The sequence below is a fragment of the Antribacter sp. NEAU-D49 genome, assembly GCF_057158775.1.
Genome location: NZ_JBXTSN010000008.1, coordinates 55,698 through 67,710, shown reverse-complemented (window position 1 = coordinate 67,710; position 12,013 = coordinate 55,698). Strand labels below are relative to the sequence as shown.

Annotated in this window: 15 protein-coding genes; 1 reads left to right on the top strand and 14 read right to left on the bottom strand. The window is 72.8% G+C overall.

The window, feature by feature from the left end; genetic code table 11:
• Window positions 1-18: 18 nt before the first annotated feature.
• From AC060K_RS08550 to clsA, 8 genes are all read right to left on the bottom strand, one after another.
• The gene (locus tag AC060K_RS08550; RefSeq protein WP_125775910.1) at window positions 19-609 is read right to left on the bottom strand and encodes a MerR family transcriptional regulator; all 591 of its coding nucleotides are present in this window, start codon (window positions 607-609) and stop codon (window positions 19-21) included.
• 149 nt (window positions 610-758) lie between these two features.
• Window positions 759-1,265, bottom strand: a complete 507-nt coding sequence (locus AC060K_RS08545) for a bifunctional nuclease family protein (protein WP_483765098.1) — start codon at window positions 1,263-1,265, stop codon at window positions 759-761.
• Window positions 1,266-1,366: 101 nt separating this feature from the next.
• Window positions 1,367-2,128 carry a transcriptional regulator FtsR gene (gene ftsR, locus AC060K_RS08540; RefSeq protein ID WP_483765003.1) on the bottom strand — a complete coding sequence of 254 codons (762 nt, stop codon included), beginning with the start codon at window positions 2,126-2,128 and terminating at the stop codon, window positions 1,367-1,369.
• Entirely contained in the window at window positions 2,125-2,604 is a 480-nt protein-coding gene (locus AC060K_RS08535; protein ID WP_483765002.1) for an FHA domain-containing protein, read from the bottom strand. Before AC060K_RS08535 ends, ftsR begins: the two co-directional genes overlap by 4 nt.
• Window positions 2,605-2,729: 125 nt before the next feature.
• Window positions 2,730-3,593 carry a DUF881 domain-containing protein gene (locus AC060K_RS08530; protein ID WP_483765001.1) on the bottom strand — a complete coding sequence of 288 codons (864 nt, stop codon included), beginning with the start codon at window positions 3,591-3,593 and terminating at the stop codon, window positions 2,730-2,732.
• Window positions 3,594-3,595: 2 nt separating this feature from the next.
• Complete coding sequence (locus AC060K_RS08525; RefSeq protein ID WP_125775901.1) at window positions 3,596-3,928, bottom strand: small basic family protein; 333 nt, start codon at window positions 3,926-3,928, stop codon at window positions 3,596-3,598.
• Window positions 3,925-4,884, bottom strand: a complete 960-nt coding sequence (locus AC060K_RS08520) for a DUF881 domain-containing protein (RefSeq protein WP_483765000.1) — start codon at window positions 4,882-4,884, stop codon at window positions 3,925-3,927. The genes AC060K_RS08525 and AC060K_RS08520 overlap by 4 nt, the downstream gene beginning before the upstream one ends.
• 7 nt (window positions 4,885-4,891) lie before the next feature.
• Window positions 4,892-5,467 carry a cardiolipin synthase ClsA gene (gene clsA, locus AC060K_RS08515; RefSeq protein WP_483764999.1) on the bottom strand — a complete coding sequence of 192 codons (576 nt, stop codon included), beginning with the start codon at window positions 5,465-5,467 and terminating at the stop codon, window positions 4,892-4,894.
• A gap of 374 nt (window positions 5,468-5,841) precedes the next feature.
• On the opposite strand from clsA, the gene AC060K_RS08510 reads away from it, so the two are divergent.
• On the top strand, window positions 5,842-7,743 hold the full coding sequence (locus AC060K_RS08510; RefSeq protein WP_483764998.1) for a DEAD/DEAH box helicase: 1,902 nt from the start codon (window positions 5,842-5,844) through the stop codon (window positions 7,741-7,743).
• A gap of 107 nt (window positions 7,744-7,850) precedes the next feature.
• Here AC060K_RS08510 and AC060K_RS08505 read toward each other — a convergent pair whose 3' ends face one another.
• From AC060K_RS08505 to AC060K_RS08480, 6 genes are read right to left on the bottom strand one after another with little or no spacing between them, the layout of a single operon-like run.
• On the bottom strand, window positions 7,851-8,306 hold the full coding sequence (locus AC060K_RS08505; RefSeq protein WP_483764997.1) for a PH domain-containing protein: 456 nt from the start codon (window positions 8,304-8,306) through the stop codon (window positions 7,851-7,853).
• Window positions 8,307-8,323: 17 nt separating this feature from the next.
• Window positions 8,324-9,172: an ATP phosphoribosyltransferase gene (gene hisG, locus AC060K_RS08500; protein ID WP_483764996.1), complete on the bottom strand. Its 849-nt coding sequence runs from the start codon at window positions 9,170-9,172 to the stop codon at window positions 8,324-8,326.
• A gap of 53 nt (window positions 9,173-9,225) precedes the next feature.
• On the bottom strand, window positions 9,226-9,489 hold the full coding sequence (locus tag AC060K_RS08495; RefSeq protein WP_125775897.1) for a phosphoribosyl-ATP diphosphatase: 264 nt from the start codon (window positions 9,487-9,489) through the stop codon (window positions 9,226-9,228).
• Window positions 9,490-9,545: 56 nt separating this feature from the next.
• Complete coding sequence (ribH, locus tag AC060K_RS08490) at window positions 9,546-10,043, bottom strand: 6,7-dimethyl-8-ribityllumazine synthase (RefSeq protein ID WP_483764995.1); 498 nt, start codon at window positions 10,041-10,043, stop codon at window positions 9,546-9,548.
• Complete coding sequence (ribB, locus tag AC060K_RS08485; protein WP_483764994.1) at window positions 10,040-11,371, bottom strand: 3,4-dihydroxy-2-butanone-4-phosphate synthase; 1,332 nt, start codon at window positions 11,369-11,371, stop codon at window positions 10,040-10,042. Before ribB ends, ribH begins: the two co-directional genes overlap by 4 nt.
• On the bottom strand, window positions 11,368-12,009 hold the full coding sequence (locus tag AC060K_RS08480; protein WP_483764993.1) for a riboflavin synthase: 642 nt from the start codon (window positions 12,007-12,009) through the stop codon (window positions 11,368-11,370). Before AC060K_RS08480 ends, ribB begins: the two co-directional genes overlap by 4 nt.
• Window positions 12,010-12,013: the final 4 nt, after the last annotated feature.

Genomic DNA, 12,013 nt, shown 5'->3' with positions numbered 1-12,013 from the left:
GCCAGGGGTCGGTGATGCTCAGACGGCCGCGCGGGCCTTGGTGCGGCGCCGCTCAGCGAGCTCGTCGCCCTCGACCTCGGGGACGTCGTCACCGTCGAGGGACTCGGTGGGCATCTCGGCGAGGGTGCCCTCGATCTCGCGCCAGACCCGGCCGACGGCGATGCCGAACACGCCCTGCCCGCCCTGGACCAGGTCCACGACCTCGTCGGGCGACGTGCACTCGTACACGCTCGCGCCGTCGGACATCAGCGTGATCTGTGCCAGGTCGTCCACGCCGCGCTCCCGCAGGTGCGTCACCGCGCTGCGGATCTGCTGGAGGGAGACGCCGGTGTCGAGGAGGCGCTTGACGACCTTGAGGACGAGGATGTCCCGGAAGCTGTAGAGCCGGTGCGTGCCCGAGCCGGTGGCCGGCTTGATGCTCGGCTCGACGAGACCCGTGCGCGCCCAGTAGTCGAGCTGCCGGTACGTGATGCCCGCGACGCGGCACGCTGTGGTGCCGCGGTAGCCCGTCGACGAGTCCTGCTCCGTCAGGTCCTCACCGAAGAGGAGACCCTGGGCGCCGTGCGGGACCGCACCGTGCTCGGCTCTGACCTCACCGCTGGTGTTCACTGTGCCTCCTGGGGTGTCGTGTCCACGCTAGGTGCCGTCCCCGGGGAGGTCAACGACGCTGCCCCTGAACGGCTCCCGGCGTGTCGCGCCGTGGCGCGGCCTTGCACCGCCGTCTCCCTCAACTTCGTGCCGAACCTTCACCCTCAACCTCAGGTCGAGGTTGAACCTTCCCCGCCCTCCTGGCCGGTGTGCCCCGAGAAGTCCTCCGGGGTGACGTGGTCGAGGAAGTCGCGGAACTTCTCGACCTCCCGCTGCTGGTCGACGTCGACCACCTCGACGCCCGCCAGGGCGACGATCTCCGCCGAGCAGAGCACGGGGCTGTCGGTCCGCACGGCCAGCGCGATCGCGTCGGAGGCGCGCGAGTCGAGCCGCACGCCGTTGCTGAGCACGAGCTCGGCGAAGTAGATGCCGCCCTCGAGAGCGACGATCTCGACCCGCTGCAGCTCGACGCCGACCGCGGACAGCAGGTCGCGCAGCAGGTCGTGGGTCATGGGGCGGGGCGTGTTGAGGCCTGCCTGCGCCATCGCGATGGCGCTCGCCTCGCGCGACCCGATGACGATCGGCACCGCCAGGTCGGCGGCAGCGTCGAGCAGCAGGACCACGATCTCGCGGTCCCGCTGCTGCTGGCGTACACCGAGCACCTCCATGGGCACCATCGGCACGTCGTCCGGGGTCACTTCTTCACGGTACGACGCGCGCGGGTGCACGGCGCGCCCACGGCTCAGGATCGGCAGGGAGCGGCCGCGGAGGGCAGGGCTCAGGCGAGCTCGTCGACGCCCTGGCGCACCCAGGCGGCGTGCAGCCGGGTGAACAGCTCGCCGATCTCGGAGGCCATGGTCGCGGCCTGTCCGCGGGCCGCGGACGACTGCTGGCTGCGCCAGGGGGCGACGACCTGGTCGACGAGGGCGACCTGCCGGTCGGCCGCCGTGCGGAAGGTCCGCAGGTGACGTGGCTCGATGCCGTACTCGGCGAGGGCCCCCGCGATCCGGACCACGTCGACGGACCCGGGCGCGAGCCGGTCGCCGCCCTCGGTCTGGAGCACGCCCGCGCGCACGAGGTCCTCGACGAAGGCCGGCTCGACGCCGGTGACGTCGGCGACCGACGCGACAGTCCAGCGGCGGCGGGCGGGCGCGGCGGCACCACCGGCGGCGAGCCGCGGCGCGGGGTGCTCGGACTCCTCCCCCGCGTCCATCGCGGCGAGCCGTTCCTTGATGACCTTGAGCGGCAGGTACGAGTCACGCTGCTCGGTCAGCACGAAGCGCAGCCGCTCGACGTCGGCGGGGCTGTACTGGCGGTAGCCGGAGGGCGTGCGGACGGGGTCGATGAGGCCCTGCTCCTCGAGGAAGCGCAGCTTCGAGTGGCTGATCGACCCGAACTCCGCGCCCAGGACGCGCAGCACGTCGCTGATCCGCATGGTGGCCTGACGGGAGATGCCCCGGGGCCAGGGCTCGACCGCCGGCTCCAGGCCCGCGTCGAGCTCGTGCCGGCTGCCGCGGTCGCGCGCGGCGCCTGTGGTCACGACGCCGGCGTCCCCGCGCCCCACTGGACCGGCGCCTGCGGGCTCGCGTGGAACGTCAGCCGGAACTTGCCGATCTGCACCTCGTCCCCCGTGGTGAGCTTCGCCGCGTCGATGCGCGTGCGGTTCACGTAGGTGCCGTTCAGCGATCCGATGTCGCGCACGGCGAACGTGTCGCCGTCACGGACGAACTCCGCGTGCTTGCGAGACACCGTCACGTCGTCGAGGAAGATGTCCGCCTGCTCGCTGCGACCCGCGACCGAGCGGTCGGAGTCGAGGAGGAACCGTGCACCGAAACCGGGACCGCGCTGCACGATGAGCAGCGCGGAGTGGCGGGGCAGCGCGGCGACCGCCGCGGCCTCCTCCGGGCTCAGCGCGGTGCGGGGCGCCTGGTCGTCCGACGTGGGGAAGGCGATACGTCCCAGGTTGGCCGTCGTGTCGGCGCTGACCGGATGAGGGTGGGCGCTGGGGTCCGTCATCTGGTCTCCTCGGTTGGTTTCATCACTGCTGGGGGTCCACTCAACCTACCCCGACGCAGCGGTGTGCGTGAAGCGCACGGGGGAAAACTACCCACGTCAGAGCCCGTTCGCATGCCGGTCTCAGGTCAGCCGCCCGATCCGTCCTGGAGCGCGGGGCGCGCGTACTCGGGCTCCTCCGGCTGCCTCACGGCGTCGACCTCGACGTGGTCGAGCTGGGTGGTCGTGGTGCGGGCGCCCGCCGTCCGCAGGCTGGGCAGCGCACCGCCGGGGATCTCCAGCGCCCGGTCGATCGTCTCCGGGTCACCGATGACCATCCACCGGTACGGACGGGTGAGCACCTCACCGTCGAGCACGATCTCGCCGTCGGCGACCTCGAAGTAGGAGCTCGTGACGATCCGCACGTCGTTGAGCTCCATGGCCTCGGCCCCTGCGTTGCGCAGCTCCTCCAGCATGTTGAACATCTGCGACGCCTTCAGCTGGCCGCGCTGCGCCTCCACGTCGACCTGGACCCCGGGGCCCTCCGCCGGGAGCCGGCCCGACAGGATGCCTTCCTGCTCGGCCCGCTGCTGCGCCAGCTCCAGGGCGGCCTGGTCCTGCCCGCCCTCCGACTGGAGGTCGGCCCGCGCCTCCTCCAGCGTCGCCACCTCCGCGTCGAGCTGCTCCGCCCGCTGCGTCACCTCGTCGAGGAGCCGTACCAGCTCGTCCTGGCGGAGCGACGACAGCTGGTCCGTGCCCGACTGCCGCACCTGGACCGCGAGAGCGAACCCCAGCGCCAGGCACAGCACCCCGGCGAGAAGCTCCGACCGCGTACCGCGCGGGCGGAGCATTCCCCACAGGACACGCCACGACCGGGGCTGCGGCTCCGGCTCGGGTGCCGGCTCCGCTGCCGGCTCCGCTGCCGGCGCCTCCGCGGCCACGTTCTCGCCGATCTCCTCGACGTCGTCGGCCGGCGTCTCGTCCGGCCGGTCACCCGGCTGCGTCGTCGTCATCGTCACGCCTTGAAGATGTGCCGGCGGATCGAGGCCGCGTTCGAGAAGATCCGGATACCCAGGACCACGACGACCGCCGTCGAGAGCTGGCTCCCCACCCCCAGCTGGTCACCCAGGAACACGATGAACGCCGCCACCAGGATGTTCGACAGGAACGACACGAGGAACACCTTGTCGTCGAACACCCCGTCGAACCGGGCACGCAGGCCACCGAACAACGCGTCGAGCGCGGCGACCACCGCGATCGGCAGGTACGGCTGCAGCACCACCGGCACCGTGGGCTGCAGCACCAGCCCGGCGATCACCCCGATGGCGAGGCCTACGACTGCGATCATCCCTGCTCCTCCTGGCCTGCTCCGGTGGGCGACGGCGTCGCCGACGGCCCGGTCGTGGTCATGGTCGTCGTGGTCGATGGTGAGGCGGATGCCGACGCCGAGACGTCCGGGCTCGGGGTGGTGCTGCCGGCGGCCTGCGCCACCCGCAAGGGCCGCGTCCCCGCCCCCGGCAGCTCCAGCGCGCTCTGCGTGATGACGCTCTGCTTGATGCCGTACCGGGACCCCAGCATCTGCAGATACCCCGTCGCGCTCGAGCGCGCGAACTCCACCTGCAGGTGGTCCGGGTCCCCGACCGCCTCGATCACGTACGTGGGACCGTTCAGCGGCTGCAGGTCCACCAGAATGGCCTGGCCGGCGTTCCGGATCGCCGACAGCGCCGTCAACCGCTGCCCGTTCACCGCGATCGCCTCCGCCCCCGCCGCCCACAACGCGTTCACGACCTCCTGGACGTCCACGTCACGCACCTGCGCGTCCGGGTCGACGTCCTCCTGGTCGACGAGACCGCCACCACCGTCCGTCAGAGACACCACCAGGCCCGGACCGCGCACCGGGGCCGAACCGTTCACGATCCGGTCCAGCCGGGCACGCTCCCCCACCCGCGACGGCACCCCCACCGCCTGCTGCAGCGCGTCGACCTCCTCGCCCAGCGCCACCGACCGCACCCTCAGCGCCTCGGCCTCCGCCGTACGATCGGTGATCTGCTCCGCCAGCAGCTCCCGGGCCTCCTCGACCTCCGTCCGCGGCGCTCGCAGCTCTCGCGTCGCGGTCGCCGTCACCAGGCCCAGCACCGCCGCCAGGACGAACAAGGCCGCCAGGTACGGCCTGCTGCGCGAGCGGCCCCCACCCGCCGCACGACGCGCCGCCGCCTCCGCGTACCCCGGGTCCAGCGGACGCTCCATCACCTCCGTGATGAGCGTCATCGAGGCGTCAGGGCGCACCCGCCACTGCGTCGTCACGTCCGCCTCACCCCGCCGCAACCGCGATCCGGCGCGTCTGCGACACGTACTGCAGGCCCGCCAGCCAGTACAGGCCCACGCCCCACCACGTGAACGCCCAGCCCACCACGTGCGCCACCTGACCCACCACGCCCGGCACCTCCGCCAGGAGCAGCAGCGGGAACGCGTACAGCAGCGCGAACGTCGCCGCCTTGCCCACCAGGCTCACGTTCAGCGTCCCGTACCCGTGCCGCGCCAGCACCGGCACCGTGCACGCCAGCATCACGTCACGCACCACGACCACCACGACCAGCCACAGCGGCACCACGTCACGCCACGCCAGGCCCAGCAAGGTCACGAAGATGAAGAGGCGGTCCGCCGCAGGGTCGAGCATCTGCCCCAGCCGGCTCACCTGGTGCAGACGGCGCGCCAGCACACCGTCCAGCCAGTCGGACGCCCCCGACACCGCCAGCACCACCAGCGCCCACACGTCCTGCCCGGCGACGATCAGCACCGCGAACACCGGCACCAGCGCCAGACGCAGCAGACTGATCACGTTGGGCACCGTCAGGACCCGGGAGCTGACCTCCTGTCCTGTGGACACGCACACCGCCTCACGTCGCTCTTCCGTGCGCGCCATACTACGGCGGACCCGTTGCGTATCCGCACGGCGCGCCGCCGTCCACGACACGCGCACACCACACCCACACACCACGGCGTAGCAGGTCACGACACGCACCGCAGTGCTGCACGTCACCCCGGCCCGGCCTGTCCCCCAGGCGCTCGCGGCCGTAGGATGGGCGGCAACCCCTTGTGGAGTTCGTCGTCTTCCCGCGTGTTCGTGCGTGAAAAGCCCGCAGCATCAAGTCTGCGGGGCAGGTGTGTTCGGGAGCGTACGACCGGTAGGGCCGGCCTGGAGATCACCGGGCGGTGCCACCTGGACTCCCAAACGCCTCCGACGAAACGGTGCACCTCTTCATGCCCAGCAACACCCCTGTCCAGACGTCTGCCACCGCCACCCTCGAGCCGACCGCCCCCGTGGCGGCCACCTCCCCGGTCGCGCCCGACGCCGTGACGTTCGCCGACCTCGGCCTGCCGGCCCCGCTCCTCGCGGCCGTGACCGACCTCGGCTTCACCATCCCCTCCGCGATCCAGGAGCAGGCGGTCCCCGCCCTGCTCGCCGGGCGCGACATCACGGGCGTCGCCCAGACCGGCACCGGCAAGACCGCCGCGTTCGGCCTGCCGCTGCTCGCCGCTGTCGACCCGTCGCTGCGTCAGGTCCAGGCCCTCGTCCTGACCCCGACCCGCGAGCTCGCGATCCAGGTCGCCGAGGCGATCGAGTCGTTCGCGACGCACCTGCCGGGCGTCCGCGTCCTGTCGGTCTACGGCGGCTCCCCCTACATCCCGCAGCAGCGCGCGCTCCGTGAGGGCGTCCAGGTCGTCGTCGGCACCCCCGGCCGCGTCAAGGACCACCTGGAGCGCGGCGCGCTGATCCTGGACGACATCCGCTTCCTCGTGCTCGACGAGGCCGACGAGATGCTCCGCATGGGCTTCGCCGAGGACGTCGAGGAGATCTTCGGCCAGGCGCCCCGCAAGCGTCAGGTCGCGCTGTTCTCCGCGACGATGCCGCCCGCGATCCGCCGCGTCGCCGACCAGCACCTGGTCGACCCGGTGGGGATTGCTGTGGACCGCCAGTCGTCGACCGTCACCTCAGTCCGCCAGACGTACGCGATCGTGCCGTTCCGGCACAAGATCGGTGCGCTGACGCGTGTCCTGGCCACCTCCGACGCCGACGCCGCGATCGTGTTCACGCGGACCCGTGGCGCGGCCGAGGACGTGGGCTCGGCCCTGGTCGAGAAGGGCATCTCCGCCGCCACCATCTCCGGTGACGTGGCGCAGAAGGAGCGCGAGAAGATCGTCGAGCGCCTCCGCGCCGGCAACCTCGACGTGCTCGTCGCCACCGACGTCGCGGCCCGCGGCCTGGACGTCGACCGCATCGGCCTCGTCGTGAACTTCGACGTGCCGGGTGAGCCCGAGGCGTACGTGCACCGCATCGGCCGCACCGGCCGGGCCGGCCGCACCGGTGAGGCGCTGACGTTCGTCACGCCCCACGAGCGCGGCAAGCTCAAGAGCATCGAGCGCACGATCCGCGCCACGCTCGAGGAGGTGGAGATCCCCTCGCCCCGCGACGTCTCCGCCCACAAGGTCTCCCACCTGCTCGGTTCGGTCGCCGGCCGCATCGAGGCCGGTCGTCTCGACCTGTACGCCGACCTGATCCGCACGTACCTCGCGGAGAACACGGCCGGGCCCGACGACGTCATTCAGTTCGCCGCCGCCCTCGCCGCCCTCTCCGTCGGTGACGACGGCCCTCGTGCCCGCGAGGAGCAGGAGGAGTTCGAGCGTGAGCGCGCCGAGAGCCGTGCGAACGCCGCCCGCCGCGAGACCCGTGGCGCCGAGCGCCACGACCGGACCGGTGACCGTCCGCACCGCGCCGAGCGCGGCGACCGTGCCAACGGCACGCGCTACCGCATCGCTGTGGGGCACACGCACGGCGTCCAGCCCGGCGGCATCGTCGGTGCCCTCACGAACGAGGGCGGCCTGACCGGCGCCGACGTCGGCAAGATCGACATCTTCGGCACGTTCTCGATCGTGGACATCTCGGCGAACCTCGACGAGGCCACGCTGGACCGCCTGTCCCGGGCCCGCGTCGCCGGCAAGCCGCTGCGCATCACCGTCGACCGTGGCGCCCCGGCCCGTTCGAGCGGCGGCTACGCCCGCGAGTCGCGTGACAACGACCGCCCGCGCAGCCCGCGCGGCCCGTCGCACTACGAGTCGCGCTCCTCGTCGGAGCGTCGCCCGGCGCGCACCCGCTCGTACTGAGCACGTACCGCCCGCCCCGGGGCGTGACCCCGGGCTGAGCACACGACTGTGGCCGGTCCTGATCCCAGGACCGGCCACAGTCGTCTGCACGCCCGGGACGCGACGGGTCAGCGGTCCGGTTCCGCCGCCTCACCGTGCTCGGAGACGAGCTCCGCGAGGCGGCGTGCCTCGCCCATGCCGTGCTCGCCGTCGGACCGCTGGATCCCCATGACGGCGAGCACGGACCCGTCGGCGAGGTCGAGGTGGACCCAGGGGTCCCCCGACCCGAAGCGCACGGTGACGATCTCCGCCCAGGCGAGCCTCCGACGTCGGACGTAGTTGATCACCGTGAGGCCCTGCGGGTCCGGGACTGCGCGGAGCGCGCCGAAACGCCAGGCGATCACCGCGCAGAAGAGCCCGAACACGATGAACGAGGCGCGGTTGACCGGGTCGGTGCCGAGGCCCCGCGCGGACAGGGCGAGGACGGTGCTGCCGCCCACGAGAGCGACCGCCAGGGCGTACGCGACGGGCGTGGTCCACCTGCCGCGAAACACGCGGTACCGGTCCCCTGCTCCCGTCGGCACGCCCTCGCCCTCCTCGGCTAGAGCCGGCTCGCGTGGATCGAGGTGACGATGATGGCGCGCGCACCCACGTCGTACAGGGCGTCCATCACCCGGTTGGTCTGCGACCGGGGCACCATGACGCGGACGGCGGCCCACTCGCGGTCGTGCAGCGGCGAGACCGTGGGCGACTCCAGACCCGGGGTGACCGCGACGGCGGCGTCCACGAGCGACACCGGGACGTCGTAGTCCATGAGGACGTACTCGCGGGCCGTGATAACACCCTGGAGCCGGCGCGTGAGGATCTCGAGCCCGGCCGGCATCTCCGCGTCCGCCCGGCGGATGAGCACGGCCTCCGACCGGAGGATCGGCTCGCCGAACACCTCCAGCCCCGCGGCGCGGAGCGTGGTGCCCGTCTCGACCACGTCGGCGATCACGTCGGCCACCCCGAGCTGGACCGACGACTCCACGGCTCCGTCCAGGTGGACGATCGCCGCAGGCTCGACGCCCTGCTTCGCGAGGTGGTCACGCACCAGCGTGGTGTACGACGACGCCACCCGCAGCCCCGCGACCTGCTCCACCGAGGTGACCGTGCCCGCCGGCGCGGCGAACCGGAACGTGGACCGGGCGAAGCCCAGACCGAGGTGCTCCACGGCCGAGGAGCCGGAGTCGAGCATGAGGTCGCGGCCGGTGATGCCGACGTCGACCGTGCCGGTCCCGACGTACACCGCGACGTCGCGCGGGCGCAGGAAGAAGAACTCTGCGTCGTTGTCGGGGTCGGCGAGCACCAGCTCACGGGTGTCACGGCGCTGGCGGTAGCCCGCCTCACGCAGCATCTGGGCAGCGGGCTCGGACAGGGAGCCCTTGTTGGGGACAGCGATTCGCAGCACGGGGTTGATTCCTCTCAGGGGTACGTGGACGAGCGGGTGAGCGTCAGCGACGCTCACAGATGCGCGTACACGTCCTCCAGGGTCAGACCCTTCGCCAGCATGAGGACCTGCAGGTGGTACAGCAGCTGGGAGATCTCCTCGGCGGTCTCCGCGTCGCTCTGGTACTCGGCGGCCATCCACACCTCGGCGGCCTCCTCCACGACCTTCTTGCCGATCGCATGCACGCCGGCGTCCAGCTGTGCCACGGTGCCCGAGCCCTCGGGGCGGGATGCGGCCTTGTCGGACAGCTCGGCGAACAGGGAGTCGAAGGTCTTCACAGAACCAGCGTAGTCGGGACGGACGCCCGCGCCGCGGGCGTCCGCTGTGCGGGCAGTCACACGGACCGCTCCGCAACCTCCCCCGGGACCAGCTCACCCCGCAGCGTGACCGCCGTGGCCACCGCCGCCAGGGCCGCCTCCGCGCCCTTGTCCTCGCGCGACCCCTCCAGACCCGCCCGGTCCAGGGCCTGCTGGTCGTCGTCGCACGTCAGCACCCCGAATCCCACCGGAACACCCGTGCGCACGCTCACCTCCGTCAGGCCCGACGTCGCCGCCGAGCACACGTACTCGAAGTGCGGCGTACCGCCACGGATCACGACCCCCAGCGCCACCACGGCGTCTGCCCCCGCGGCCGCCGCCCGGGCCGCGGCCACCGGCAGCTCGAACGACCCCGGCACCCGCACCTCCGTCCACTCCGCCCCCGACTCCGCCAGCGCCCGCCGCGCACCCGCCAGCAGGCCGTCCATCACCTGCTCGTGCCAGCTCGCCGCGACCACCGTCACGCGCAGCCCCGTCCCGTCCACCGTGACCACCGGTGCTCCAGCTCCGCTCATCGTCCGCCTCCCAGCGCGGGCACCAGCTCCAGCAGGTGCCCCATCCGTTCCTTCTTGGTCTCCAGATACCCGCGGTTGTACGCCCCGAGCCCCACCTCCAGCCGCCGCGAGCCGACGACGTCCGCCCCCGCCTCGCGCAGCCCCCGCACCTTCTCCGGGTTGTTCGTCAGCAGGGTCACCGGACCCAGCCCGAGATCCGCCAGGATCGCCGCGGCCGCCCCATACTCCCGGGCGTCCGCCGGCAACCCCAGCGCAACGTTCGCCTCCACCGTGTCCAGGCCGCCGTCCTGCAGCGCGTACGCCGCGACCTTCTGCGCCAGCCCGATCCCCCGGCCCTCGTGGCCCCGCACGTACACCACCGCACCGCCCTCGCGGGCGACCAGCGCCAGCGACTCCCGCAGCTGCGGGCCGCAGTCGCAGCGCAGCGACCCCAAGGCGTCACCCGTGAGGCACTCCGAGTGCACCCGCACCAGCACCCCACCCGAGTTGTCAGAAGCTCCCCCGTCTATACGCCGGGGAGCTTCTGACAACCCGGACGACACGGGAACCAGCGCCACGTGCTCCACGCCCGTCACCAGGTCCCGGTAACCGATCATCCGCAGCTCCCCGTGCTCCGACGGGAGCGACGCCTCGGCGACCCGGCGCACCCGGGCGCCACGGACGTCGTCGGGCACCGGAGCCGGAGCCTCGGCCGGGGCCGGCTCCTCCGGGTCATGCACACGCCGCCACGCCACGAGGTCCGCGATCGACAGGACCACCAGCCCCTCCCGTGCGGCCAGCTCCTCCGCCTCCGGCAGACGCACCATGCCACCGTCGTCCCGGACCAGCTCCGCGATCACCCCCACCTCGCCCGCACCCGCGAGCCGAGCCAGGTCCACCGCCGCCTCCGTGTGCCCCGGACGCTCCAGCACCCCGCCCGGCACCGCGCGCAACGGCAGCACGTGCCCCGGCCGGATCAGGTCCGACGGACCCGACCCCGGATCCGCCAGCACCCGCACCGTCCGCGCCCGGTCCGACGCACTGATCCCCGTCGTCACCCCCGTCGCCGCGTCCACCGCCACCGCGTAGGCCGTCCGCCGCGGGTCCTCACTGTCCGCCACCATCAACGGCAGCCCCAGCTCGTCCGCCCGGCCGGCTGGCAACGGCGCGCACAGGTACCCCGACGAGTGCCGAACCGTCCACGCCACCCACTCGGTCGTCGCGGCGCTCGCGGCGAGGACCACGTCCACCTCGTTCTCGCGGCCGGCGTCGTCGGCGACGAGGACCGGGCGGCCCGCGCGCAGGTCGACCAGGGCCCGCTCGAGCAGGGCCTCGAAGGCGGCCGTCACGACCTGGCCCCCGCCTGGAGGAGGCGTTCCACGTACTTGGCCAGCACGTCCACCTCGACGTTGACGGTGCTGCCCGGCGCGAGAGCGCCCAGGGTCGTCGCCTCGAGGGTGGTGGGGATCAGGGAGACGCCGAAGCCGTCGTCGGTCACCCAGGTCACCGTCAGCGAGACGCCGCCGAGGGCGATCGAGCCCTTCTCCGCGACGTACCGGGTGAGCTCAGGCGGCGCGGCGAAGGCCAGGTCGTCCCAGCGTGGCCCGGGGTCCCGGGACACGAGAGTCGCGGTGCCGTCCACGTGACCCTGGACCACGTGTCCGCCGAGACGGCCGTGCGCGGGCAGCGCACGCTCGAGGTTGACCCGGGAGCCCGCGGCGAGCGTGCCCAGGGTGCTGCGGCTGAGGGTCTCCGGCATGACGTCGGCGGTGAAGCGGCCGTCATCTACCGTGCGGACCGTGAGGCAGACGCCGTCGACGGCGATCGAGTCGCCCGGCCGGGCGTCGCCCGCCACGAGCGGACCTTCGACCGTGAGGGCCGCGTCCTCCCCCGGGCCCGCGTTCGGACCGGGACTCGAACCTGGGCCGGACCCGGGGAAGCCGATCGCGGTGACGGTGCCGAGCTCTTCGACGATTCCGGTGAACATCAGG